A 24,050-nucleotide genomic window follows, 5' to 3' on the forward strand; every position below is an offset into this window, starting at 1 on the left:
TAAAATGAAATTGTAAAATGGGGATATATGGCAAAGCAATAAAGGGCAGGCTTCGATAAGCCTACCTATTGCTGAATAGCATTAGTTGAGAGTGCTATTCGTTGAGCGTAGCTATATGCACAACTGCCATTTCATATTGTTGAACTGTGCTGTATTTTCGATTTGTTCCACAAAGTTAATCATTATATATGAGTTTGCAAAATAATCTCTTTTTGAATGAGTGTTATGGCGGCTACGGGAAATCCGTATCACTCAGTCTTCTGCCAGTTGATCAACTTCTGCGCTGTGCCACGGACGAATTTCATCACCGCACCGATAACTGCGCCCAGTGGCAGTTTCTCTCTACGCTTCGCTGAGAGCGCCAAGGCGATAATGCCAGTACAACCGTCCGCGACAGCAGGTATAGCTTAAAAAAATAGCCGTCCAGGTTTTGGGCGGCTATTTTTGTGAGAGTTTCCAGCGGTCGGGAAGCAGGTCGCGGTATTTTTCGATCGGGGTGTTTGGCGGCCATGCGGCACATCGGTCGATTATGTCGCAGAAGTAGTCGAAGACGTTGACTCCGCAGCGGTGGCAGGTGATCGCAAGAGAGTGGTACAGGGCGGCGGCTTCGGCTCCGGAGTGGGAGCCGATTGTAAGTCGGCGACGGGTCAGGGATATGTAGCGGTTGATTCGCTCGACTTCGTTGTTGTCGAGTCTGTAGGTGGGTGAGGCAAAGATGCGTGGTATCTCGTCCCATTGTTTGAGTGCATGTTCGGTGGCGGCGAGCAGCGGGTCGTCGGGTGGCACGCCGATGCGGTCTTTGACTGCTGTCAGTCTCATGCGGATTTTCTCGAGCATCACCTTGGAGTATCGTTGTCTCCACTCAAGGTGCTTTCCCGCCGTCCATCCGTCTTTGCCTATGCGGTGCTGATGCTCGAAGTGGTAAAGGAGTCCGAAGAGCTTTGCTATTTCCTGCGCCTTTGGATTGTCTTTCAGATCGAGAAACTTTCGCTTGATGTGCTGCAGGCATGGCAAGCGTTTTATCCCGCTCATCCCACCGATTCCGATATGCCGGTATCCCGAGTAATAGTCGCACTGGAAGGCTCCGTTGAAGCCTTTTATGTGTTGCTCGAAGACTTCGGCCGAGCGGGAGCCGTCGTCATAGAAGAAGTACACAAGCCCGGTTGTCATGCCGACGAACACCCATATGTAGCCTTTCTTGATCTTTCTTCCCGAAGGAGTTGCCACCTGCAGCCGCACTTTCTGATAGGTCTCGTCACCGCAGATATAATTGTCCGCGACTATTGCCTGACCCAGCGCCTTGTATAGATTTTCCAGATGTACCCTTACCTTACTTACGAGCTTCTGTGCGGTGCCTTTGTCAAGGTCGAAGCCGTGGGCACGGAAGTATTCGACAGCATTTTCAAGTGGCATGCAGTGGAGATAGCGTAGCTCGGCGAGTCCGGCTATGAAGGAAGATGTATACTGCGAGTTAAGCAGCGGTGTGGCGGGTGCGGAACCTTTGTATATTTTCTCGTCCTGCACGTATTTTCTGACCTTGTAGATAATTTTTTTGAAGCGCATCGGCTCCATGACGTAGCGCACGACATCGCACTCGCCGATAAACGTCGCCGCCTCGGGATTGAAGTCCGGACTGTCAGGCTCCACTATAATGGTCTCCACCTCACACTCCGGATGCGTCTTCCTTTTGGCGCCGTTGTTGGTACGTTTCTTCTCTGGCTTCTGCTGTCGAGTTTCGGATGTGGCAGGAGTCGTCACCGGTTTCTTCTGACGCTCCGACGGCGAGCCCTGCAGACGCTGCACTGCCTGACGCGCGGCTTTCTCTTTGCTCAGTTCCGCACTTTTGCCTTTCATAGCCTCCTCCATTGAGGCCATTTGCTTGCGCAGTTCATCTACAGTCGCCACAAGCTTCTCGTTGGTCGACTGCAGCTTTTCATTGGATAAAGTAAGCGAGCTGACAGAGGCCAACGCCTCGTCGAGCCGCCCTTGAAGGAACTCGATCTGACGTTGCAGAAACTCTATCAACTCGTTCTTTTTCATGGTGTAAAGTTACAAAAAATATCTGACATTTGCAACTTTCCACGCCATTTATTTATTTGATTAACAAATTATTAAGCCTTATTTTACGGCCATTCTGAAGCGATTTTCGACCATCACCTTCACAGGCGTGAGGCCCCTCATCAGCATATAGAAATCGTCCCATTGGAGCCTGCGCACGCCGTCATCGCCCTTTTTGAGCACCTCCCGGAAACGGCCTCGCGACAGTCTTTTTGTGTACATCAAAAATCCGTCGCCATCCCATTTCAACGCCTTCATGGTCTTGCGGTCCTTTGAGAAAAACACATACACATCGCCCGATGCCGGAGAATGCCCCTTCCACGACCACACCATCTGGGCCAGACCCCGGATGCCGTAGCGCATCGATACCGGCTGCCGGCATACCCAGAGCCGCATATCCGCCTCAAGACTCCACATCACTCCTGCGTGTCATGACATCCACCAGAAGCGCCAGCCCCTCCGCGCTTATCTCTCCCAGACTCACGCCTCGGCCCCAACCGAGTTCGATGTGCACGTCACGCACGACACTGGTGGCACCGACATCCCGGCTCTCATCCGCAACCTGAATACCGGGAACCTTAACCTCCCGGAATAACGGCCCGCCACCTTCCCGCGACGAATCCGGTCTCTCCGGCAGACTGCGTTGATAATCGCTTATGCTGATTTTGCGGCGCCGAAGCCACTCATAAAGCCGCTGGACGTTGACGCCGGTACCGGCACAGAAACGGTTCAATGCGATATAGCCGTCTGTCTCGCATTGATTCTTGTAACGCGTCCATGTCTCTGAATAGACATCGGACAAAGACTTGTTATAACCCATGATTCTTTTTGTCGACAAAGATACAACTCTCTTTCGGAGTTCGTCAATATGCTATCGCGGATGGTTGTACGATTATCTCCCTTAGTTCTGCGACAGGCACGTCGAAATCTGAGGCGAGCAGCTCTTGACTGACCTCGTTGTAGTCAAATTCAAAATTTGTGCAATCCGTGAGGTATTCAAGCATGAAGCACCACACGGCATATCCTGTGTGGCTGAATTTACGACGCAGGGCTTTGACCTTGATGTCGTTCCTCATGTCTATGTCGTGGCTGAAGTAGTCTGCTCCGCCGTTGTCGTTATTCTTTTGTCGTGCCATGTCGTGGGTCGGTCTTATAGTGTCGCAACAATGGATTTACGCAGCCGCTCGTTCCGGCTGTTCCATTCGAAGGTTCGTATCATCCATTGCTTGTAATCTGATGGAATGTCCTTAATTCTTTCCCCTTTGTATTTGCCAAAGGGCATTATTTCGATTGGTGGTTCTTGTTTCGTATCGATTGCCGTCGTGTCCTCTCTTGTGTACTTGCCGATTTGGTCGATGGGTATGCCGGAGAGAAGCACTCCTCCTGTGCCGAAAAGCCGCCACATCTTGCCCTGCTCGAATACCAAGTCTTCAATTCTGCCGAACCGCTTCACGTTCCCTCCGAGGTCAACGATGAGTGCGTCTTCCTTGTCGGGGTCTATTCGTGTGGCGCGTCCGAGGATTTGGTAATAAAGGGCTATTGAGGCGGTGCTGATACCGAGGACGATGCAGTCTATCTTGGTGTAGTCAAATCCTGTAGAAAGCACCCGGACATTGAACAGCACCCGGAGTCTCCCTGCCCGGAAGTCTGCGATGTTCTGTTCTCGCTGTGCTTTGTCCATGTCTCCGTAGATGACCGCTGAATGTGGATAATGCTCGGAGAGGGCTATTGCGTCCGCTACGCTTGGCGCAAAGGCGAGGATATGCTTTCGGTCGGGATTGCTGTCAAGGGCGCGTATGATTGCGTCTGTGCCGCCGTTTGCGTCGTATGCTCGCTGTACGCTGTCCTCGGTATATTCGCTCTTGCTGCTGTTGAATACGAGGAGGCTGTCATCGAACCCCTCGGTCTGGTATCGCAGCTTGCACCAAAATCCGAGGCGCACCATTTCCTGCACCTGTCCTACATGGATTATCTCTTTGAAGAAGTTCCCTTTCTTACTCCGGCTCGTCAGCATGACAAGTTTGGAGTATGTACCTCCGTCTCTGTCACGATTCGTCTGCAATTTGACCGGGGTTGCGGTTATGCCGAGGACGTGCGTAATTCCGCTCTCTTGGAGGAAACGTCCGAGCATTGAGTCTGCTTCTCTTGGATAAAGGTGCGCTTCGTCTATGAGCATCTTCGTGAAGCCGTGTCTCTTGAATTCCGCACCGAGGTTTTTGATTGAGCCGATGGTCGCGTATGTAATCTGTGCCATCTCTCGTTTCCCGAAGCTCGCGCTGTAAATCCCGGCATTGCTCCCGAAGCCACCGCAGAGGGTATCGTACTTTCGGAAGTTCTGCTCAAGCAATTCTTTTGATGGCTGGAGGACGATGAGCTTGTCGGTCGTGTTCTTTGCCACAAAAGCCGTGAGGATTGACTTGCCCCATGCCGTCGGCAGGACTATGAGGCTCGGCTTCGGTTTCTTCTCTTGGAAGAAAGCGATTGCTTTGCGTATTGGTTCTTCTTGGTTTTCCCGGAGTGTAATCATTTCGTAAAAAAGTAATGCTCCGCAGGTAGGGCTAACCACGCACTACAGCCGCGTCGGGAGTCCTTTCGGTCTTCCCACCCATGTGCGGAGCAAATATTTTCATTCTTTTTCATGTCGTCGTTTCGGTTATCGCAACCATGTATGATTGGGAGGTAATCACTTTTGTGGTTGCTTTTGCTTCTTGTCGAGCTTTGATTCCACCGGGAGCGTCTGCTTGCGCTCCAGCTTCTTTGCAAGGTTAAGTGCCATTCTACGGGCGTTAAACTGCGTTGTGGTGCGCATTCCACGTTCTTGGAGCATAGAAGCGTATGCTCTGATGAATTCGACCGCTTTGTCCCGGTCTGCGTTGGAAATGCCAATCATAACCCTATCTGTATATCTCGGTTTTGTTATTTGAGCAGAAGTCTTCGCGCTCCCTGTACTTGGTGCGTGTATGCGGCAGCAAGGTCGGGGTGTTCGGCGACAAAGGCTTTATCGTCGAATTTGTTGCTTGGCTTCGGGGCTTTCCATGTGGCGATGGTGTCTCCACCGTAGGAGAGTGCTTCTGCGTCTTCAAAAGCCATCTTCAGGGTTGCTTCAAGACTTTCCTTGCGCTCCTTGAGTGCGTCGAGTTCTTTCTTGACCACCTTGAGGTCTTGGTATGCCGAGAAGACCTCCTCGCTACACTCGATGATTTTCCCTCCTGTGTGGCGATTGTATTTGATGAGAACGTCGGCTACGTTGACCGCGCTGGGTTCTTGACCTCCTACGATGTTGTCAGTCCAAAAGCGCGAGACGGAGTCGATGAGCCACTCGAAGAAGTCAGGCACGAGCTTGAGGTCTTGGTATCCGAAATCGAAACCTTGTCCGGCTGAAAGCCATGCGAGGCTACCCTGCGTATATCCGGCTACACCGAGCTGATACTGCACCTGCGCAAACCAATATTTAGGGAGGTCTTCCGGGTCAACTTTCATGCGCGTGGTCTTGATTTCGAGGATGCCCTTATTGTCGTTGGCTCGGCTATCGTCTGAGAGCCAATAGGTGCGGTCGGGGCTTACTTGGAGATAGGGACGGTCGTTGTCTCGGATAATCCAATCGATCGCGCTGCGCTTGATGATTTCGCGTCCTGTCGCGTCGTTCCACATCCGTACAACCATCCGCGATAGCATATTGACGAACTCCGAAAGAGAGTTGTATCTTTGTCGACAAAAAGAATCATGGGTTATAACAAGTCTTTGTCCGATGTCTATTCAGAGACATGGACGCGTTACAAGAATCAATGCGAGACAGACGGCTATATCGCATTGAACCGTTTCTGTGCCGGTACCGGCGTCAACGTCCAGCGGCTTTATGAGTGGCTTCGGCGCCGCAAAATCAGCATAAGCGATTATCAACGCAGTCTGCCGGAGAGACCGGATTCGTCGCGGGAAGGTGGCGGGCCGTTATTCCGGGAGGTTAAGGTTCCCGGTATTCAGGTTGCGGATGAGAGCCGGGATGTCGGTGCCACCAGTGTCGTGCGTGACGTGCACATCGAACTCGGTTGGGGCCGAGGCGTGAGTCTGGGAGAGATAAGCGCGGAGGGGCTGGCGCTTCTGGTGGATGTCATGACACGCAGGAGTGATGTGGAGTCTTGAGGCGGATATGCGGCTCTGGGTATGCCGGCAGCCGGTATCGATGCGCTACGGCATCCGGGGTCTGGCCCAGATGGTGTGGTCGTGGAAGGGGCATTCTCCGGCATCGGGCGATGTGTATGTGTTTTTCTCAAAGGACCGCAAGACCATGAAGGCGTTGAAATGGGATGGCGACGGATTTTTGATGTACACAAAAAGACTGTCGCGAGGCCGTTTCCGGGAGGTGCTCAAAAAGGGCGATGACGGCGTGCGCAGGCTCCAATGGGACGATTTCTATATGCTGATGAGGGGCCTCACGCCTGTGAAGGTGATGGTCGAAAATCGCTTCAGAATGGCCGTAAAATAAGGCTTAATAATTTGTTAATCAAATAAATAAATGGCGTGGAAAGTTGCAAATGTCAGATATTTTTTGTAACTTTACACCATGAAAAAGAACGAGTTGATAGAGTTTCTGCAACGTCAGATCGAGTTCCTTCAAGGGCGGCTCGACGAGGCGTTGGCCTCTGTCAGCTCGCTTACTTTATCCAATGAAAAGCTGCAGTCGACCAACGAGAAGCTTGTGGCGACTGTAGATGAACTGCGCAAGCAAATGGCCTCAATGGAGGAGGCTATGAAAGGCAAAAGTGCGGAACTGAGCAAAGAGAAAGCCGCGCGTCAGGCAGTGCAGCGTCTGCAGGGCTCGCCGTCGGAGCGTCAGAAGAAACCGGTGACGACTCCTGCCACATCCGAAACTCGACAGCAGAAGCCAGAGAAGAAACGTACCAACAACGGCGCCAAAAGGAAGACGCATCCGGAGTGTGAGGTGGAGACCATTATAGTGGAGCCTGACAGTCCGGACTTCAATCCCGAGGCGGCGACGTTTATCGGCGAGTGCGATGTCGTGCGCTACGTCATGGAGCCGATGCGCTTCAAAAAAATTATCTACAAGGTCAGAAAATACGTGCAGGACGAGAAAATATACAAAGGTTCCGCACCCGCCACACCGCTGCTTAACTCGCAGTATACATCTTCCTTCATAGCCGGACTCGCCGAGCTACGCTATCTCCACTGCATGCCACTTGAAAATGCTGTCGAATACTTCCGTGCCCACGGCTTCGACCTTGACAAAGGCACCGCACAGAAGCTCGTAAGTAAGGTAAGGGTACATCTGGAAAATCTATACAAGGCGCTGGGTCAGGCAATAGTCGCGGACAATTATATCTGCGGTGACGAGACCTATCAGAAAGTGCGGCTGCAGGTGGCAACTCCTTCGGGAAGAAAGATCAAGAAAGGCTACATATGGGTGTTCGTCGGCATGACAACCGGGCTTGTGTACTTCTTCTATGACGACGGCTCCCGCTCGGCCGAAGTCTTCGAGCAACACATAAAAGGCTTCAACGGAGCCTTCCAGTGCGACTATTACTCGGGATACCGGCATATCGGAATCGGTGGGATGAGCGGGATAAAACGCTTGCCATGCCTGCAGCACATCAAGCGAAAGTTTCTCGATCTGAAAGACAATCCAAAGGCGCAGGAAATAGCAAAGCTCTTCGGACTCCTTTACCACTTCGAGCATCAGCACCGCATAGGCAAAGACGGATGGACGGCGGGAAAGCACCTTGAGTGGAGACAACGATACTCCAAGGTGATGCTCGAGAAAATCCGCATGAGACTGACAGCAGTCAAAGACCGCATCGGCGTGCCACCCGACGACCCGCTGCTCGCCGCCACCGAACATGCACTCAAACAATGGGACGAGATACCACGCATCTTTGCCTCACCCACCTACAGACTCGACAACAACGAAGTCGAGCGAATCAACCGCTACATATCCCTGACCCGTCGCCGACTTACAATCGGCTCCCACTCCGGAGCCGAAGCCGCCGCCCTGTACCACTCTCTTGCGATCACCTGCCACCGCTGCGGAGTCAACGTCTTCGACTACTTCTGCGACATAATCGACCGATGTGCCGCATGGCCGCCAAACACCCCGATCGAAAAATACCGCGACCTGCTTCCCGACCGCTGGAAACTCTCACAAAAATAGCCGCCCAAAACCTGGACGGCTATTTTTTTAAGCTATACCTGCTGTCGCGGACGGTTGTACCAGCAGTCCTATCCCTTCACAGTGGAGGTGATGCCATACGCTGACAAGATTGCCAAAGGGCAGACCATCGAACTGCGCTTCGAGATAAAGCCGGAAGGCAACTATTCCAACACCCTCTACACAATCCGCTACTTCCAGTATGACGGCGAAGGCTCGCTAAAACTCGTTGACGGCCCGGTGCTGGTCAACAACGACCGTGTGCTTCTGGAAAGCAAGACCTTCCGTCTGAACTATACGCCAAATCAGCCGATGCCCATAAATTCCTCGTGGTTGTGGAAGACTTATGTAATGGACAACATACATCCTCTAATGTGGCGATGACATTTATGTTTGCATCACCTGATAAGTGATTAAGGGTGTGTGCATTAACTTTAATCATAACAACATAATTTTAGGGTTAAGAAAATAGTCATATTTTATATCAGACATTTTTTAATTCTACAATATGTTTAATTTACTATTCACAAACTTCTTGGATTTGCAAAGACATGAGCAAGCCTCATTCTCTGAGCAAAGACAAGCATATCTGCACAAACTACACGCAGATGGAATGGGCATTCGACATTTGCGAGGATTGGCTGGTCTGCTAATCGCAATTGATGAACTTCTTGCCCTTAGAGAAAGTGACACATTCGAGATTCCATTGGAATATATCGTCCAAAAGACATCTGAATGGGATTCGATGACACGTCAACAACGGTGTGATATGCGCGTGGAGGTTAATTTCCATTGTCGCTTTCTTGGTGCGTCCAAGAGATGGTTGACATATTTGGGAAGACTGGATCACCGCTATTATCCTGAGGATAATATAATCAGCAAGATTTTTCCAAGAGGATACTTTCGAGTTCGACACCTTGTCTCACCGATGTATATGGAACGGCTCGCATATCTGGAAGCTCAAGAACAACAGGGGGTTCCTTCAGTGACTTTGAGACGAATCGCACAATATCAACTGACAGCCATAGAGTTGCTTGATTTACCATCTACTTCTCTTGTAACCATGAGTGAAATACAAAACGCGGCAGCTATATGGCGAGATGTTGAGGATCCAAGCAAACGAAAGAAATCCGGTACCGATAATAGTTATCGGACGTTCATTCATGTCACAACTAATTGGCTTTCACATATGGGACTACTTGCCCAGCCGGAGGAACATGATTTTCCCGAAAAAGACAAGATCATGTCATATCTCAACTGGCTTGTTGAATCCAAAGGATATTCTGCCCAGACTCATAGAAGCCGTCTGAGTATACTTCGTCATCTGATGAATTACCTTCAGGGCTCAAGTTTATTGCTTGCCGATATTCAATCTACAGACATTGACAGTTATCTCAAAGAACGTCATTACAATGGGTGTAATCGACGCACTATTGCAGGGCTTGTATCCGTACTACGTTGCTTCTTCAGATATGCGGCTGATAGACAATGGGTGAAAGACGATTTGTGGAAAACACTTTCCGCCCCTCGGCTGTACACGATGGAGCAACTTCCGTCATATCTTCATTGGGATGATGTGAAAGTTATCTTGACTGAATCTACGCGAAATCCGACGATTCAGGGCATAAGGAATCATGCAATTTTATCGCTTTTGGCAATGTATGGCTTGAGATCCAGTGAAATCACTGAACTGAGACTCAAGGACATTGACTGGCGGAATAGCGTCATTCATCTGCGTAGGGCAAAAGGATGCAGACCGCAGGTAATGCCTCTGATAGATGAGGTTGCACAGCCACTTCTGAGATATATCCTTGAAGCTCGTCCAAAGTATCCGAAGCAGGAGTTTGTGTTCCTTACTACCCGAGCTCCATTCCACGGTATATGTACATCAACAGTTTACCAAGTGGCAAGTAGATCTCTGGAAGGCAGGCAACTCAACATAAGGCATCATGGTCCTCACAGTTACCGACACAGTTGCGCAACGAGACTGGTCAATGAAGGACACTCTCTTAAAGAAGTCGCAGATGTGCTCGGACATGTGAAAATCGATACTACCGCCATCTACGCCAAAGTCAATTTCTCCAGACTAAGGGAAGTGTCGGATATGGACTGGAAGGAGGTGCTTGAGTTATGATGCTCAATAGTGCCATTGACAAATATGTCGAGTATAGACGTTCATTGGGAGAGTCGTTCAAAACCAATGCGAATCTTCTGAAACAGTTCTGCAATTATCTGGGAAAGATATGAATCTGTTAGAGATAACCGCATCCATCACATCAGATTTTTTGCAATCAGGAGGCAACGAGATTACTCGAAAGTGGTTTACGCGTCACGCTGCTCTGTCTGGCTTCTTCCGGTGGTGCATGTCACGAGGGTATGTATCAAAAATACCCTTGACTATGGATAAGCCTAAGAAACCGCAGCGAATAACACCGTATATTTACTCAGATATCGAGCTCAAGAAGTTGTTCTCAGCTGCCATGACATATCAGAAACGGCCTTCTCTCACATATCCTGAATGCGTCAAAGCAATCCTTCAGTTGACATATGTGCTGGGGTTAAGAATCTCAGAAACCATGAGCCTTCGCATGAAAGATGTGGATCTGGCAAACTGTTGTATCACAATCCATGAATCCAAATTTTACACGTCAAGAACTGTCACTTTCAACGAGGAAGTAAAGAGACTGATTGAAAAGTTCTTTTCATGGAGAAAGGACAACTGCAAGATCTCTGATGAAGACACATCTCTATGGATTATGTGTAACGGCTCGTCAATGAGACTGAACTGCATAAACGGCATCTTCAAAAAGATACGTATAGAAGCAGGAATCAGCCGAAACGACAACACAAGGTATCAGCCACGTATCCACGATCTTCGTCATACGTTCGCTGTGAACCGATTAAGAAAGTGGTACCAAGATGGTAAGGATGTTCAGACTCTTTTGCCTGTGTTATCTACCTATCTGGGCCATAAACAAGTGAGTTACACAACTGTGTATCTTACCATGACTACCGGACTGCTCTCAGATGCGGCCAATCTATTCTTTGAATATGCAAACCCCAAAACAAATCAACATGAATGAAAAAACCATATATCTCAGTTATTGGGTGCGGCGTTATCTCACCGACTATATGCTGGCTGCCAAGAATCTGTCGCGTAATACGGTACGTAGCTACCGCGATACCTTCAGACTTCTTGTTGGCTACCTTCGAGATGTCTGTAATAAAAATCCAGACAAGCTCCACCTTCAGGAACTGACAATCAATGTCGTGTCAGACTTTCTTGACAATCAGCAGGAAACCCGTAACGTCTCAGTGGCTACTCGAAACCAAAGACTTGCCGCATTACAGGCCTTCGCAAAGTATGTATCCATGAACTCTCCGGAGCATATGGAATGGAGCCGAAACATACGCAATATCCCTAAGAAGAAAGCCCCTAAGAAAATGATAACGTATCTTGAAAAGTCTGAGATGGATGCTTTGCTATCTCTGCCCGACCAGAGATCCGCTCAGGGCAGACGCGACTACGCTCTTTTGATCTTCCTATACAATACAGGAGCGAGAGCCGAAGAAGCATCCGACCTGAACGTATCATCCGTGACGCTTGCCAAAAGCAAAAGTGAATCAACAATCCCCTTGGTAACCATTGTTGGGAAAGGAAACAAGACTCGCAGATGCCCCCTTTGGGACAATGTCTGTGCAATCCTTAAGACAATAATCAATGACAGAAAGCCAGATGAACCACTCTTCTTAAACCGCTACGGCCAACGTATAACCCGATTTGGAATATACGAAGTGGTGAGTCGGTATGCTCAAAAACTGGAACTACAGTTCCCTTCCGTAAGGGACAAGAGAGTTAGCCCACATACGATCCGGCATACCACCGCAACACATCTTCTGCAAGCAGGAGTGGATATAAATACGATCCGTGCTTGGCTCGGACACGTATCTATAAACACAACGAACATCTATGCTGAAGTAAATATGGAGATGAAAGCTAAAGCTCTCATGACCTGTGCTATCGATAGTTCCAATGGGAAGAAAATCTCATGGAAAACCGATGAAAATCTTCTCTCTTACTTGGATAGCCTATGATGAATCTCTGCCAGTGCCTTCAAAATAATGTTGTGAACAGCAAACTTACATATCTGATTTACTCATCGTTGGAGGCACTGTTAAACATAAATGTCATCGCCACATTAGAGGATAACTTCAGCTCAACCCCGTGGGAACAGACAGCGGCGACGATAACGACGGCAAGATTGTCAGCCCGATTGTGACACCCGTAAACCCGGCTATCCGATGAAGAAAATCCTGCTGATGTTCCTCGCGTTGCTCACCGTGATGGTGGGCAACGCCGCCGGGCGGAAGATAAACATAATGGAACTGCCGCCATTCGAGAGAGCTGTGATTATCATCAAGAAATTTGAAACGTTGCATGACTCCCGTCGCCACTGGCCTTATCTGGGCTATGGGCATAGAAAATTGCCCGGTGAAAAATATTTCAAAGGCTATCGTATGAGCGAAAAAGAAGCCGATGCCCTGTTACGAAAGGATTTGAGAAAGTTTATTGCGATTTTCAAGGAGTTTCCACCGAATGATGCGCTGTTGCTCGGTGTTCTATCCTACAACATAGGCCCCGGCGCAGTCAAAAAAAGCTCCGTATATCGTATGCTGAAATCCGGCGACCGCAACATCTTCAAAGCCTACACAGCCCACTGCCACTACAAAGGTAAATTCCACAAGCAATTGCACCAACGGAGGCTGACAGAATACTTATGCTTGTACAATCATAAGTGATAGCCGCTGTGCCCAACACAACAAAATAAGTTTATTTACGTTATATATTATATAATGCTTGGGTATATAAATTTTTATTTGTACCTTTGCATCGCTCATCTGTAAACAGAAGGAGTTTCGAGGCTCGGTTTATCAAGGCATAAATCTGAGCCTTGTGTTTTATGGTGGGGTAAATAAAGATTGTATTTATACTATAGTATTTGAGGCAATCTCTTACGATATTTCTTTAATATCGCCTTCTCCCCATATTCTCGATTAAGATAGTACGCTGTAAGCAAGAAATAGCCTTTTGAATCACCATGCTGAGGCTCAAGGACTATAACATATTTATGGGTCTTGTTATAAATATATGTTTTGATTACATCTTTACGAGCTTTCTTGTCGCGTTCTGTTGCACTAAAAATAATGACACTATCGTCAATTTTTTCTTCTATGTGAGGTCTTATCCAATGTAAGCGTTGCGAACGATGAATGTCAAATACTCGATGTTTAACTCTCTTTCCATCCTCCTCAATTTCAATTTCTTCCGTGGTAAGATGAGTAAATTCTCTGTCCATATCCAGTACCCCATCACTTTTTAACGGATAAATCCGCTTGCCTCTGAAGATAAAATTTGGATTATCCGTTATATCCCTGTCAAAAATACCTCTCAAGGAATTGTTCCGATCTCTGTCAGACATAAACGCAATGTCTAACAAATCGGGATATTTTTTCAATTTATTAAAAGGCATCGTTTAATGTTTAAGAGAAATATAAAATAAATTCACCTTCTGTGCAGAGAGCGGAGAGGTGCAAGTTAATGATACGTATGAATGGCTTTCAATGTACTCAATAATTCTACGCTTTGCGACAACTTTCCCTTCAATGTTTCCGGTTTTAATCCGCAACTTGTAATTTATTGCCCCCATTAAGACATCTGCCAGTTGAAGGAAAACACTCTCATGAGAACGGATAAATTGAAAATTGCCTATCGAAGCATTATATTTAAGTATGTCCTTTAACTTGTGCAGTTTCATTTGGCTACAGGTATCCTTAATATCAAAATAGATATTATGTAGCGCAGCCATATCTGTTTTATGATGCAATAATTGGAAATACATTCTGAAATAAAAATCATTGTATGTATATTCCGCCCGACTTTCGTCTATATGTGACTTGTCAACGACTACCGCCCGAAAATTCAGGCCGGATACCGAGAAAAAATATTCTACCAGTTCTCGATACATTTGATATGTCTTGTCGTGTATCCCAGTCCACTTCCATTCGCCATTAAAGGCATATTTTGTTTTGATAGCCTTTAATTGCTCTCTAATCATTTTTATTTGATTAGAGGCTACACTTACATACCCGTATATCATATAAGGACACCCATCATTTGGTAAATGGGTGCTTTCATCGCAATATATATTGAATGTCTTGTTTTTTTGTTCCATAATAGTATGCAAAGATACTACAAAAACACATATGAATCAACTTTCTATTGTGATAGTGATTGATTAAGGTTATACTGCTCAAAATTCCAGTCTGCGCATTTCATATCTGGTGATTTCTCTCCCTGATTCAAGTATATGTTGAAAATCTTGAGATATTATAGAAAAAGATCCCCAATCGCCGCCTTTTGGCGGCCGAAATTTTTGGCAAAATCAAGGCTGGCAACTTCATCGCGAGGTCGCCAACCTTTTCTATATTACGACTTGGCTAATGTTATTTCTTCTTGTTAAGCCACTCGTCACGGCGTCGTCTGCACTCGCTGAGAGTGTCTGCCACGCAGGAATATAACTCTCCGTCAGTGTGGCGGTAGTCATATTGATAGTGTTTCTTTCGCCGTGAGCGGTAGCCGGTGTAAAACGCCTCATATTGTTCAGTGCCGGGAGTGGTAGTAGTGCTGACTCCGTTGGCGGTTAGCTTGGTTGCCATAGTATTGCTGTTTAGTATTCTACAATCAGTATCCGATATTCAAAAGTTATATCGGGGTTGGTTATCTTCCTTTGTTTAAGCCATAGATGGTGACTGCCAAAGCCATATACGAAGTATCGGTCAAGGTCGTACTTATTGGCAAAGTCAGCTACTATCTGCCGTAGCGTTTTCTCGCTGTCGGCATAGAGAATATGGTTCACAAATTCTATGATAATTTCGGCTATCTTATCGTCAAATATGATGGTCGGATGTTCAAATGTCACGTTCATAATCGGTGGGTGTTGTGACCTGCGCCATTGCTGACGCAGGTCGGATTATACATTAGGCAGTCATTCGTGCTTTGATTAGCTGGGCGTTGGAGTTTACCAAATCCACAATGCGGTCGTGGTATGGGGTGTTGAGATTTCCCTTGCCGTGGCATTGCACCACTCTGAGGGTCTGCAAATCAACCTCCACGGTTTCTATGATTCTGTCACCAATCCTTGCGGACAGCACAAGTGACTCTGCTTTTGTGTAGTAACCAGCTCCGAACACGCATATATTCTGCGCTTTGCCTTCCTCATAGTATTCCTCGATACTTTCAAGAACCTTTACCGTTATCTCGTTGTCGGAGATTACCAGCCCGAAGAATTTGGACTTCATAGCCTTGAAATCGTCCTCACGCTGTTTCTCCTCCAACAGTTTACGCTGTTCACGGTCACGCCTTTCAGCTTCCCATCGGCGTTCATTCTCAGTGCGCTCCTTCATTCGCTTGGCTTCTATTCTGCGCATCGCCCTGTCGTGTGCGTCAATGAAATCTGCGGGGCAGATGTTCTTCGGGTTGCGTATGTCCTGCCCAAGATTGTTCAGCATTTGCAGATAGTCACACCACAGTTCAAGGCTGTTGATTTTGTAGTGGTGGCGTTTGGCGATTAGATATGATGCCCAGAGCATCTCGGCATTGCGTGGGTTGAGGATAAAGTATTTCATGTCCTCAATCTCTCCGGATTTCATCAGCGTTTCAATCCGTGTGTCGGAAAGCAGCCTCTTGAAAAGCAACACGGGTGAAATACCGTAGAAATCGCCCTTGAACCCGTTGCGTCTGAGCTGTGGGATTGTGCGTATCAGCGGATAGACTTCGCTCCACTTGCAGACATCATCGTAAAGGCTGTTGTATGGGCGCACCTCCATGTCGCTGTATAACGACCACTGGTCGCAGTAGTAGGATGGAAATGTGCGGAGCAATGCCATGTCGGTCACTTTGCCGTCGGGTGAAATCCAACGCTGAACCACCTCGGTGCAGTAGAATTTCATCGGCTCTCCCTTCTTGCTTGAATAGTGAGCCTGCGCCACTCTGATTACCTGATAACCCCGGCAGGTGGTGAGTATGCAGAAATACCGTACACCCTTCTGAGTGCGTCTGCGTGTGTCCTGCACTTTCAGTTCCGCTCCGCAGTGAGGGCAGATGCAACCTTCAAGGGCGTCACACAGCGTGCCGTCACCGCTTTTCCATGAGTGTCCGCAGTCGGGCAGGTAAGCATACCGCTTTTGGCTCGGTATGCGATATGTTCAACGCAGTTGGTGTATGCCCACTCGGTCTGCTTTGTGGATATTGGTCGCAGGGTTGCTGAAAGTCGTGCGACCTCTTTCTGTATCATTGTCTTGGGTTTCATAGCTGTAATGTATTAGAAGTCAAATAGACTGCGTTGTTCAACTTGGGGTCTGTTCTCTGTCGCTTTCTTGGATTGCGAAGGTCTGCGCATTTTGGACGTACAACCATCCGCGATAGCATATTGACGAACTCCGAAAGAGAGTTGTATCTTTGTCGACAAAAAGAATCATGGGTTATAACAAGTCTTTGTCCGATGTCTATTCAGAGACATGGACGCGTTACAAGAATCAATGCGAGACAGACGGCTATATCGCATTGAACCGTTTCTGTGCCGGTACCGGCGTCAACGTCCAGCGGCTTTATGAGTGGCTTCGGCGCCGCAAAATCAGCATAAGCGATTATCAACGCAGTCTGCCGGAGAGACCGGATTCGTCGCGGGAAGGTGGCGGGCCGTTATTCCGGGAGGTTAAGGTTCCCGGTATTCAGGTTGCGGATGAGAGCCGGGATGTCGGTGCCACCAGTGTCGTGCGTGACGTGCACATCGAACTCGGTTGGGGCCGAGGCGTGAGTCTGGGAGAGATAAGCGCGGAGGGGCTGGCGCTTCTGGTGGATGTCATGACACGCAGGAGTGATGTGGAGTCTTGAGGCGGATATGCGGCTCTGGGTATGCCGGCAGCCGGTATCGATGCGCTACGGCATCCGGGGTCTGGCCCAGATGGTGTGGTCGTGGAAGGGGCATTCTCCGGCATCGGGCGATGTGTATGTGTTTTTCTCAAAGGACCGCAAGACCATGAAGGCGTTGAAATGGGATGGCGACGGATTTTTGATGTACACAAAAAGACTGTCGCGAGGCCGTTTCCGGGAGGTGCTCAAAAAGGGCGATGACGGCGTGCGCAGGCTCCAATGGGACGATTTCTATATGCTGATGAGGGGCCTCACGCCTGTGAAGGTGATGGTCGAAAATCGCTTCAGAATGGCCGTAAAATAAGGCTTAATAATTTGTTAATCAAATAAATAAATGGCGTGGAAAGTTGCAAATGTCAGATATTTTTTGTAACTTTACACCATGAAAAAGAACGAGTTGATAGAGTTTCTGCAACGTCAGATCGAGTTCCTTCAAGGGCGGCTCGACGAGGCGTTGGCCTCTGTCAGCTCGCTTACTTTATCCAATGAAAAGCTGCAGTCGACCAACGAGAAGCTTGTGGCGACTGTAGATGAACTGCGCAAGCAAATGGCCTCAATGGAGGAGGCTATGAAAGGCAAAAGTGCGGAACTGAGCAAAGAGAAAGCCGCGCGTCAGGCAGTGCAGCGTCTGCAGGGCTCGCCGTCGGAGCGTCAGAAGAAACCGGTGACGACTCCTGCCACATCCGAAACTCGACAGCAGAAGCCAGAGAAGAAACGTACCAACAACGGCGCCAAAAGGAAGACGCATCCGGAGTGTGAGGTGGAGACCATTATAGTGGAGCCTGACAGTCCGGACTTCAATCCCGAGGCGGCGACGTTTATCGGCGAGTGCGATGTCGTGCGCTACGTCATGGAGCCGATGCGCTTCAAAAAAATTATCTACAAGGTCAGAAAATACGTGCAGGACGAGAAAATATACAAAGGTTCCGCACCCGCCACACCGCTGCTTAACTCGCAGTATACATCTTCCTTCATAGCCGGACTCGCCGAGCTACGCTATCTCCACTGCATGCCACTTGAAAATGCTGTCGAATACTTCCGTGCCCACGGCTTCGACCTTGACAAAGGCACCGCACAGAAGCTCGTAAGTAAGGTAAGGGTACATCTGGAAAATCTATACAAGGCGCTGGGTCAGGCAATAGTCGCGGACAATTATATCTGCGGTGACGAGACCTATCAGAAAGTGCGGCTGCAGGTGGCAACTCCTTCGGGAAGAAAGATCAAGAAAGGCTACATATGGGTGTTCGTCGGCATGACAACCGGGCTTGTGTACTTCTTCTATGACGACGGCTCCCGCTCGGCCGAAGTCTTCGAGCAACACATAAAAGGCTTCAACGGAGCCTTCCAGTGCGACTATTACTCGGGATACCGGCATATCGGAATCGGTGGGATGAGCGGGATAAAACGCTTGCCATGCCTGCAGCACATCAAGCGAAAGTTTCTCGATCTGAAAGACAATCCAAAGGCGCAGGAAATAGCAAAGCTCTTCGGACTCCTTTACCACTTCGAGCATCAGCACCGCATAGGCAAAGACGGATGGACGGCGGGAAAGCACCTTGAGTGGAGACAACGATACTCCAAGGTGATGCTCGAGAAAATCCGCATGAGACTGACAGCAGTCAAAGACCGCATCGGCGTGCCACCCGACGACCCGCTGCTCGCCGCCACCGAACATGCACTCAAACAATGGGACGAGATACCACGCATCTTTGCCTCACCCACCTACAGACTCGACAACAACGAAGTCGAGCGAATCAACCGCTACATATCCCTGACCCGTCGCCGACTTACAATCGGCTCCCACTCCGGAGCCGAAGCCGCCGCCCTGTACCACTCTCTTGCGATCACCTGCCACCGCTGCGGAGTCAACGTCTTCGACTACTTCTGCGACATAATCGACCGATGTGCCGCATGGCCGCCAAACACCCCGATCGAAAAATACCGCGACCTGCTTCCCGACCGCTGGAAACTCTCACAAAAATAGCCGCCCAAAACCTGGACGGCTATTTTTTTAAGCTATACCTGCTGTCGCGGACGGTTGTACATTCATGCCGGAGACCCGTTTTCAGCAAAAGAGCTGTCTTTTATTTATTTGACAACATTTATCATAATATGGGTATCCGGTGCCGGAAAATATTCGTTGGACTATATGATAAGGGTCAAACTGATAAAATCTTTAAACCAAAATAAAAAATGAATTGGATATTGCTGTTTCTTGCCGGATTGTTTGAGGTTAGCCTCGCATTCTGTCTTGGAAAAACCAAGGCAACAACCGGAACAGAGTTTTATTTATGGGGTACTGGTTTTCTTTTGTCCACAGTGCTTAGCATGTACCTACTTGCGAAGGCCATTCAGACCTTGCCGATAGGTACGGCATACGCGGTATGGACAGGAATCGGTGCAGTCGGTACGGTAATTATAGGCATCTTGGTTTTCAAAGAGCCGGCCACCCCTTTGCGGTTGTTTTTTATCTTTACTCTTATTGCATCAATTATCGGACTAAAGCTCGTGACAAACTAAGAAAAGATGCCTTGTGTTTTGAAAGAAAATGAAGGAATACCAAAACTCCTTCTTATTATTATGGCATTGGCTACTGGCTTCTCGGTAGCCAATTGTTATTACAACCAATCGCTATTGGGCAGTATTGTTTCCGACTTCCACGCTTCTGAGTATGATGGAAGCATAATCAGCGCGCTTACTCAATTCGGATACGTCGTAGGATTATGTATAGTCATTCCTCTTGGCAATACTCTATCAAAAAAGCGTATCATAACAATTGATTATTTTTGCTGTTCTATGGCTCTTCTATCAGTCGCTATAACGAAAGACTTGTTTATCATAAAATTATCATCTTTCATAATAGGGATCAGTTCTGTAATGCCTCAATTTTTTATACCGATGGCGGCTCTTTATTCCGAGCCTAAAAACAAGGCTCTGAACATAGGTATAATTCAGTCTTGTTTATTGATTGGCATTTTAGGCTCCCGATTTCTAAGCGGAATCATATCAGAAGCCATTTCCTGGCGTTACGTTTATTTCTTTGCATCCGTTGTGATGCTTTTATGCCTGATAGCAATAGCGATAACTTTACCCGGCGATAAGACGTTGCCAACGTCCAACTACAGAGGGACTCTAAAATCAATGATCAGTCTATTGCGGCATAACAAAACGCTGCATACTTCAGCAGCAAGATCTGCAACCGCCTACGCATCTTTCTTCGCCCTGTGGAGTTGTATATCATATCGGATGAAAGCCTCCCCGTTTTTTGCCTCAGATGATGTAATCGGCAGTCTTGGGCTCTGCGGTATAGCAGGTGCTTCATGTGTGATAATACTAAGCAAGCACACCCAAACTTGGGGAAGTAGGAGATGTTCGATTGCCGGTGCGTTATCAATGTTATTCGCTTGGTTTACAGCACTTGCATTTGATGGATATTTCGTAAGCATAGTTATCACAGTCCTGATTATTGATGCCGGTATGCAATGCATACATCTCTCCAATCAGACAAAAGTAGTAACAAGCAGCAATGTCAATGCAAATTTCCTAAACACATTGTATATGATACTATATTTCGTCGGGGGAACCATAGGAACACTTATAGCGGGCATATTGTGGACAAAATATCAATGGATTGGGACTATTATTATTGGAATATTATTTACACTGATTTCATTATTCATAAGCATATTAACTACCGATTGAATTATAATGACACTAAAATCAACGTAACATGAACAGGATCCTCATTGTAGATGCCTCCGAATCAGACCGTCGGCTTATTTCGGGCTTGCTTGTCAAGTCCGGCTATGAGCCGATTGCCGTCGAGGCAATCGAGGCAGCAAAGGACGAGGTGGCGTTATCGCCTTGGCGCTCTCAGCGAAGCGTAGAGAGAAACTGCCACCGGGCGCAGTTATCGTTGCGGCGATGACATTCGTCCGTGGCACAGCACAGGAGTTAATCAACTGGCAGAAGACTGAGGGATACGGATTTCCTGTAGTCGCCATAGTGGACAATCTCAACCCGTTGGATATTGCCGATGTGATGAAAGACGGAGGTGCCGTCAACATCATTCAGCGTCCGGCAATGGACAAGCAGCTTGTCGAAACAGTGGGCAGGTATGCAAGACCGGCCAGAACAATGCTCCTGCTCCCTGACGAGCTTATCCCACGCCAAAGCGAGGCATTTGCCAGGATTGAGCGGGCAATAAGAAATATTGCCACGACGGACGTCAATGCCGTCATCTTCGGCGAATGCGGCTCAGGAAAAGAGCAGATCGCAAAAGAGATTTACAGGCTCAGTTCGCGGTCACAAAAGCCATGCAACGTCATAGAAGCCGGCGGCGCGGCTCTGGTTGGCAACCACGACCCTGCAAATCTGCGTAGCGAAGTGCTAAACCGGATGGAAGGATAATTCAAAAAGGCTGACGGCGGTACAATCATCATCAAGAACGTGCAGTTGTTGAACTTCGAGAAACAATCGGTGCTTCTTCACATACTTGAAAACGAGCATCCGAATGTGAGGGTTATATGCACCGCAGACCCCGACCTGCGTCGTATGGTGTCTGAAAAGACGTTTCGCCCAAATCTGTTCTATACTCTACGACCGGTTGACATCACGGTGCCGCCATTACGGGAGGTGACCGAAGACATCGTGCCGTTGTCAGACTATTTCCTGACACGTTTTGCCCACAGCAGAGAACAGCACAGGAAAAAACTCGATGCCTCGGCAGTCAAAGCGTTGAAGCTGCACCCGTGGCCCGGCAATGTAAGGGAACTTAAAGATACCGTACTTTATGCCGCCTTCCATTCAAAAACCGATGTAATATCGGCAGCCGACCTCAATTTCAGCCAGTCGGAGCCTGATGCCGACAACGGATATGAGTTGCAAGATCCGGCAGTTGAAAAAGCCAAAATAATAGCTGCATTGAGACAAGTAAATGGCAACAAGACAATGGCTGCCAAACTGTTGAAAATCGACCGAAGCACACTCTATGTCAAGATGCGTCAATACGAGCTGACGTAAAGGGATGGCAAATCTCGCTGAAAATTGCTAACTTTGCACTTGAAATAGACATAATCGCGTTCGAAGAGTCGGACGGTTTGAACATACTACATAACACCGCATTTAAGATTGGATAAAATCTGGTAAATTTTTGACTATTAGATTGAATGCGTGATGATTATGCTATGCACCTGCATAGCGTGCCGTCACGTTTCTAATAGAGGTCTTACCAGATACCTTACCAATAAGCGTGTTCGGCGCGCTTTTTATTTATGTCGGGCAATAAGATTACTCCTAATTTGTAGAAAAATCCGACAGGTATCTATTGTTTCTACAACCTTATATTTTGATCCGCTGCTAATACTGTCAGCATATTCCATTATCTGCAAGCGTATTACAAATTTATTTTATTCAAAATCATCCATTAAAAGTAAACATTCGGTTATAATATTGCACGGACTGACTCCGGCAATTCATTCAAAATATAACCGAAAATGGCACGACAAATAATCATAAGTGATGATAACGTATCCGATTCCAATGAGATAAAACGCCTCTTATCCGGCTTCGGAGCCGACATAATTCAGACTTTGCGTATCTGCTCAGCCAAAGAACTGCTGACGAAATTCAAGACAGGCGATATTGTAATCTGCGATTTCAAACTGGCAGACGGTAACGCAGTAGAATTGATGGAGTGGCTTGACCATAAGAATATCGGATGTAATGTATTCGTTATTACCGATGTTGAAACTGTTGCGGATGCCGTTACGTCGTTCCGTCCAGGGGCAAAGGACTACATCAACAAGCGTCTTATCCGCGAACTGCTTATACCGAAAATCAAGACATTAATCGGCAGAGATGATGATGACAATTTCCAGTTGTTGTTCTCCCGAAAAAGCGACGGATATCTGCGGGCTTACAGTGCAGCCCATGTTGTCGCACCCACCAATCTTAATGTGATGATAATCGGTGAAAGCGGTGTCGGGAAAGAGCCTCTGGCACATGAAATTTACGATATGAGCCAGCAGTGCGACAGACCGTGCGTGTTGATGGACTGCGGTACGCTCCATTATCTTGCGTTGAACAACAACACGAAACAACAGCCTACGCTATTGGATGCCGTTGCATCACAATTCCGTAAAGCTCAGGGTAGTACAGTGATACTCGACAATATTCAGCAACTCTCGACGGATATGCAGTCCATAATGCTCCATGTCATTGCCAACTGTAAACAGCCTCCGCGCATAATCGCTACCGCCTCTCCCGATATTTCAGAGATGGTGATTGAGGGCGGCTTTCTCTCGGCGTTATTCTATAAAATCAAAGAGTTTACAATTGCCTTACCTCCTCTCCGGGATTGTCAGGACGACATCATGCTGCTCGCCGATTTTTACCTCCGGCATTATAACCAAGAATTTCACAAACAGGTAAAGCGTTTCGACGCTTCGGCACAAAAGGAGATGCGTGTACATTCATGGTCGGGAAATATCCGGGAACTGAAACACGTTGTCCGTGTCGCCGTACTGAAATCACGCGGAGAAATCATCACCTCGAAAGAGCTGGACTTCGACACGCCCAATACCGGCGCACATATTCAGTTCAAACTAAAAAAAGACGATGAAAAAAGCAAAATCACATCCGCCATAGTCCATGCCAACGGCAATCTCACCCAAGCAGCCAATCTCCTCGGCATATCACTCAGAACCCTTTTGGTGAAAAGGAAAAAGTACGGACTAAAATAAAGCAGCCGGACTTATATATTTTGAGGGAAATATCCATCAACTCGTTCATAATCATGGCTTGGAAAAGCAAATTGCCGTCGTACAGTAATATCGTATT

The 24,050-nt window shown here is 47.8% G+C and carries 26 protein-coding genes and 3 pseudogenes; 17 read left to right on the forward strand and 12 right to left on the reverse strand.

All coding sequences use genetic code 11. The features are described 5' to 3' along the window. Window positions 1-438: 438 nt before the first annotated feature. The 7 genes from tnpC (E7747_RS03105) to E7747_RS03135 form a co-directional block, all read right to left on the reverse strand. Window positions 439-2,040 (reverse strand): IS66 family transposase, encoded by a 1,602-nt coding sequence (gene tnpC / locus E7747_RS03105; protein ID WP_136413423.1) that lies wholly within the window; start codon window positions 2,038-2,040, stop codon window positions 439-441. Window positions 2,041-2,118: 78 nt separating this feature from the next. Then, window positions 2,119-2,475 carry an IS66 family insertion sequence element accessory protein TnpB gene (gene tnpB, locus E7747_RS03110; protein WP_136413421.1) on the reverse strand — a complete coding sequence of 119 codons (357 nt, stop codon included), beginning with the start codon at window positions 2,473-2,475 and terminating at the stop codon, window positions 2,119-2,121. Then, complete coding sequence (locus E7747_RS03115) at window positions 2,462-2,878, reverse strand: hypothetical protein (protein WP_136413419.1); 417 nt, start codon at window positions 2,876-2,878, stop codon at window positions 2,462-2,464. Before E7747_RS03115 ends, tnpB (E7747_RS03110) begins: the two co-directional genes overlap by 14 nt. A gap of 43 nt (window positions 2,879-2,921) precedes the next feature. After that, window positions 2,922-3,194: a Lin1244/Lin1753 domain-containing protein gene (locus tag E7747_RS03120; RefSeq protein WP_136414043.1), complete on the reverse strand. Its 273-nt coding sequence runs from the start codon at window positions 3,192-3,194 to the stop codon at window positions 2,922-2,924. A 14-nt stretch (window positions 3,195-3,208) separates the two neighbouring features. After that, complete coding sequence (locus E7747_RS03125; RefSeq protein ID WP_136414045.1) at window positions 3,209-4,585, reverse strand: putative quorum-sensing-regulated virulence factor; 1,377 nt, start codon at window positions 4,583-4,585, stop codon at window positions 3,209-3,211. A 156-nt stretch (window positions 4,586-4,741) separates the two neighbouring features. Then, on the reverse strand, window positions 4,742-4,948 hold the full coding sequence (locus E7747_RS03130; protein ID WP_136414047.1) for a hypothetical protein: 207 nt from the start codon (window positions 4,946-4,948) through the stop codon (window positions 4,742-4,744). A gap of 26 nt (window positions 4,949-4,974) precedes the next feature. Then, entirely contained in the window at window positions 4,975-5,721 is a 747-nt protein-coding gene (locus E7747_RS03135) for a YqaJ viral recombinase family protein (RefSeq protein ID WP_136414049.1), read from the reverse strand. A gap of 60 nt (window positions 5,722-5,781) precedes the next feature. Between E7747_RS03135 and E7747_RS03140 the strand changes: the two genes are divergently transcribed. The 8 genes and pseudogenes from E7747_RS03140 (at window position 5,782) to E7747_RS03175 (ending at window position 13,018) form a co-directional block, all read left to right on the forward strand. Then, window positions 5,782-6,198 (forward strand): hypothetical protein, encoded by a 417-nt coding sequence (locus E7747_RS03140; protein WP_136413419.1) that lies wholly within the window; start codon window positions 5,782-5,784, stop codon window positions 6,196-6,198. After that, window positions 6,185-6,541: an IS66 family insertion sequence element accessory protein TnpB gene (tnpB, locus tag E7747_RS03145; RefSeq protein ID WP_136413421.1), complete on the forward strand. Its 357-nt coding sequence runs from the start codon at window positions 6,185-6,187 to the stop codon at window positions 6,539-6,541. Before E7747_RS03140 ends, tnpB (E7747_RS03145) begins: the two co-directional genes overlap by 14 nt. Window positions 6,542-6,619: 78 nt before the next feature. After that, window positions 6,620-8,221: an IS66 family transposase gene (tnpC, locus tag E7747_RS03150; RefSeq protein WP_136413423.1), complete on the forward strand. Its 1,602-nt coding sequence runs from the start codon at window positions 6,620-6,622 to the stop codon at window positions 8,219-8,221. 21 nt (window positions 8,222-8,242) lie between these two features. After that, window positions 8,243-8,518: pseudogene (locus E7747_RS03155) on the forward strand (TraQ conjugal transfer family protein); the annotation flags it as partial. A gap of 889 nt (window positions 8,519-9,407) precedes the next feature. Continuing rightward, a complete protein-coding gene (locus E7747_RS16460; protein ID WP_168185206.1) occupies window positions 9,408-10,352 on the forward strand; it encodes a tyrosine-type recombinase/integrase in 945 nt (314 codons plus the stop codon). A gap of 265 nt (window positions 10,353-10,617) precedes the next feature. After that, window positions 10,618-11,301, forward strand: coding sequence for a tyrosine-type recombinase/integrase (locus E7747_RS03165; RefSeq protein ID WP_168185207.1), 684 nt, complete (start codon window positions 10,618-10,620; stop codon window positions 11,299-11,301). Beyond that, window positions 11,294-12,313 (forward strand): tyrosine-type recombinase/integrase, encoded by a 1,020-nt coding sequence (locus E7747_RS03170; RefSeq protein ID WP_136414057.1) that lies wholly within the window; start codon window positions 11,294-11,296, stop codon window positions 12,311-12,313. The genes E7747_RS03165 and E7747_RS03170 overlap by 8 nt, the downstream gene beginning before the upstream one ends. Window positions 12,314-12,520: 207 nt before the next feature. After that, on the forward strand, window positions 12,521-13,018 hold the full coding sequence (locus E7747_RS03175) for a lysozyme (RefSeq protein WP_136414059.1): 498 nt from the start codon (window positions 12,521-12,523) through the stop codon (window positions 13,016-13,018). A gap of 191 nt (window positions 13,019-13,209) precedes the next feature. On the opposite strand, the gene E7747_RS03180 is transcribed toward E7747_RS03175, so the two are convergent. The 5 genes and pseudogenes from E7747_RS03180 to E7747_RS03200 form a co-directional block, all read right to left on the reverse strand. Continuing rightward, window positions 13,210-13,749, reverse strand: a complete 540-nt coding sequence (locus tag E7747_RS03180) for a hypothetical protein (RefSeq protein WP_136414061.1) — start codon at window positions 13,747-13,749, stop codon at window positions 13,210-13,212. 3 nt (window positions 13,750-13,752) lie between these two features. Continuing rightward, window positions 13,753-14,451 (reverse strand): DUF3800 domain-containing protein, encoded by a 699-nt coding sequence (locus tag E7747_RS03185; RefSeq protein ID WP_123612910.1) that lies wholly within the window; start codon window positions 14,449-14,451, stop codon window positions 13,753-13,755. 271 nt (window positions 14,452-14,722) lie between these two features. Continuing rightward, window positions 14,723-14,935 (reverse strand): DUF3873 domain-containing protein, encoded by a 213-nt coding sequence (locus tag E7747_RS03190; protein WP_136414063.1) that lies wholly within the window; start codon window positions 14,933-14,935, stop codon window positions 14,723-14,725. A gap of 11 nt (window positions 14,936-14,946) precedes the next feature. Further along, window positions 14,947-15,204 carry a hypothetical protein gene (locus tag E7747_RS03195; protein WP_136414065.1) on the reverse strand — a complete coding sequence of 86 codons (258 nt, stop codon included), beginning with the start codon at window positions 15,202-15,204 and terminating at the stop codon, window positions 14,947-14,949. Between the two features lie 52 nt (window positions 15,205-15,256). Then, a pseudogene (locus E7747_RS03200) lies at window positions 15,257-16,587 on the reverse strand (PcfJ domain-containing protein). A 167-nt stretch (window positions 16,588-16,754) separates the two neighbouring features. Here E7747_RS03200 and E7747_RS03205 point away from each other — a divergent pair. From E7747_RS03205 to E7747_RS03245, 9 genes and pseudogenes are all read left to right on the forward strand, one after another. Next, window positions 16,755-17,171 carry a hypothetical protein gene (locus E7747_RS03205; protein WP_136413419.1) on the forward strand — a complete coding sequence of 139 codons (417 nt, stop codon included), beginning with the start codon at window positions 16,755-16,757 and terminating at the stop codon, window positions 17,169-17,171. Then, the gene (gene tnpB / locus E7747_RS03210; RefSeq protein WP_136413421.1) at window positions 17,158-17,514 is read left to right on the forward strand and encodes an IS66 family insertion sequence element accessory protein TnpB; all 357 of its coding nucleotides are present in this window, start codon (window positions 17,158-17,160) and stop codon (window positions 17,512-17,514) included. The genes E7747_RS03205 and tnpB (E7747_RS03210) overlap by 14 nt, the downstream gene beginning before the upstream one ends. A gap of 78 nt (window positions 17,515-17,592) precedes the next feature. Next, window positions 17,593-19,194, forward strand: a complete 1,602-nt coding sequence (gene tnpC, locus E7747_RS03215; protein ID WP_136413423.1) for an IS66 family transposase — start codon at window positions 17,593-17,595, stop codon at window positions 19,192-19,194. 209 nt (window positions 19,195-19,403) lie between these two features. Further along, window positions 19,404-19,730, forward strand: coding sequence for a DMT family transporter (locus tag E7747_RS03220; RefSeq protein WP_107037010.1), 327 nt, complete (start codon window positions 19,404-19,406; stop codon window positions 19,728-19,730). An 18-nt stretch (window positions 19,731-19,748) separates the two neighbouring features. Beyond that, a complete protein-coding gene (locus tag E7747_RS03225; RefSeq protein WP_228449236.1) occupies window positions 19,749-20,912 on the forward strand; it encodes an MFS transporter in 1,164 nt (387 codons plus the stop codon). A gap of 28 nt (window positions 20,913-20,940) precedes the next feature. Next, window positions 20,941-21,138, forward strand: coding sequence for a PleD family two-component system response regulator (locus tag E7747_RS03230; protein ID WP_136414067.1), 198 nt, complete (start codon window positions 20,941-20,943; stop codon window positions 21,136-21,138). Window positions 21,139-21,347: 209 nt separating this feature from the next. After that, a pseudogene (locus tag E7747_RS16860) lies at window positions 21,348-21,827 on the forward strand (sigma 54-interacting transcriptional regulator); the annotation flags it as partial. An 18-nt stretch (window positions 21,828-21,845) separates the two neighbouring features. Then, window positions 21,846-22,232, forward strand: coding sequence for a helix-turn-helix domain-containing protein (locus E7747_RS03240; protein WP_455550229.1), 387 nt, complete (start codon window positions 21,846-21,848; stop codon window positions 22,230-22,232). Between the two features lie 473 nt (window positions 22,233-22,705). Then, a complete protein-coding gene (locus E7747_RS03245; protein ID WP_136414072.1) occupies window positions 22,706-23,953 on the forward strand; it encodes a sigma-54-dependent transcriptional regulator in 1,248 nt (415 codons plus the stop codon). The last annotated feature ends 97 nt before the right edge of the window (window positions 23,954-24,050 follow it).

This window comes from Duncaniella dubosii (genome assembly GCF_004803915.1).
GTDB lineage: Bacteria > Bacteroidota > Bacteroidia > Bacteroidales > Muribaculaceae > Duncaniella > Duncaniella dubosii.

Excerpts from the sequence above, each read along its gene's own strand:
- tnpC (WP_136413423.1), bottom strand. The coding sequence starts at position 2,040 with ATGAAAAAGAACGAGTTGATAGAGTTTCTGCAACGTCAGATCGAGTTC.
- tnpB (WP_136413421.1), bottom strand. The coding sequence starts at position 2,475 with ATGTGGAGTCTTGAGGCGGATATGCGGCTCTGGGTATGCCGGCAGCCG.
- E7747_RS03115 (WP_136413419.1), bottom strand. The coding sequence starts at position 2,878 with ATGGGTTATAACAAGTCTTTGTCCGATGTCTATTCAGAGACATGGACG.
- E7747_RS03120 (WP_136414043.1), bottom strand. The coding sequence starts at position 3,194 with ATGGCACGACAAAAGAATAACGACAACGGCGGAGCAGACTACTTCAGC.
- E7747_RS03125 (WP_136414045.1), bottom strand. The coding sequence starts at position 4,585 with ATGATTACACTCCGGGAAAACCAAGAAGAACCAATACGCAAAGCAATC.
- E7747_RS03130 (WP_136414047.1), bottom strand. The coding sequence starts at position 4,948 with ATGATTGGCATTTCCAACGCAGACCGGGACAAAGCGGTCGAATTCATC.
- E7747_RS03135 (WP_136414049.1), bottom strand. The coding sequence starts at position 5,721 with ATGGTTGTACGGATGTGGAACGACGCGACAGGACGCGAAATCATCAAG.
- E7747_RS03140 (WP_136413419.1), top strand. The coding sequence starts at position 5,782 with ATGGGTTATAACAAGTCTTTGTCCGATGTCTATTCAGAGACATGGACG.
- tnpB (WP_136413421.1), top strand. The coding sequence starts at position 6,185 with ATGTGGAGTCTTGAGGCGGATATGCGGCTCTGGGTATGCCGGCAGCCG.
- tnpC (WP_136413423.1), top strand. The coding sequence starts at position 6,620 with ATGAAAAAGAACGAGTTGATAGAGTTTCTGCAACGTCAGATCGAGTTC.
- E7747_RS16460 (WP_168185206.1), top strand. The coding sequence starts at position 9,408 with ATGGGACTACTTGCCCAGCCGGAGGAACATGATTTTCCCGAAAAAGAC.
- E7747_RS03165 (WP_168185207.1), top strand. The coding sequence starts at position 10,618 with ATGGATAAGCCTAAGAAACCGCAGCGAATAACACCGTATATTTACTCA.
- E7747_RS03170 (WP_136414057.1), top strand. The coding sequence starts at position 11,294 with ATGAATGAAAAAACCATATATCTCAGTTATTGGGTGCGGCGTTATCTC.
- E7747_RS03175 (WP_136414059.1), top strand. The coding sequence starts at position 12,521 with ATGAAGAAAATCCTGCTGATGTTCCTCGCGTTGCTCACCGTGATGGTG.
- E7747_RS03180 (WP_136414061.1), bottom strand. The coding sequence starts at position 13,749 with ATGCCTTTTAATAAATTGAAAAAATATCCCGATTTGTTAGACATTGCG.
- E7747_RS03185 (WP_123612910.1), bottom strand. The coding sequence starts at position 14,451 with ATGGAACAAAAAAACAAGACATTCAATATATATTGCGATGAAAGCACC.
- E7747_RS03190 (WP_136414063.1), bottom strand. The coding sequence starts at position 14,935 with ATGGCAACCAAGCTAACCGCCAACGGAGTCAGCACTACTACCACTCCC.
- E7747_RS03195 (WP_136414065.1), bottom strand. The coding sequence starts at position 15,204 with ATGAACGTGACATTTGAACATCCGACCATCATATTTGACGATAAGATA.
- E7747_RS03205 (WP_136413419.1), top strand. The coding sequence starts at position 16,755 with ATGGGTTATAACAAGTCTTTGTCCGATGTCTATTCAGAGACATGGACG.
- tnpB (WP_136413421.1), top strand. The coding sequence starts at position 17,158 with ATGTGGAGTCTTGAGGCGGATATGCGGCTCTGGGTATGCCGGCAGCCG.
- tnpC (WP_136413423.1), top strand. The coding sequence starts at position 17,593 with ATGAAAAAGAACGAGTTGATAGAGTTTCTGCAACGTCAGATCGAGTTC.
- E7747_RS03220 (WP_107037010.1), top strand. The coding sequence starts at position 19,404 with ATGAATTGGATATTGCTGTTTCTTGCCGGATTGTTTGAGGTTAGCCTC.
- E7747_RS03230 (WP_136414067.1), top strand. The coding sequence starts at position 20,941 with ATGAACAGGATCCTCATTGTAGATGCCTCCGAATCAGACCGTCGGCTT.
- E7747_RS03245 (WP_136414072.1), top strand. The coding sequence starts at position 22,706 with ATGGCACGACAAATAATCATAAGTGATGATAACGTATCCGATTCCAAT.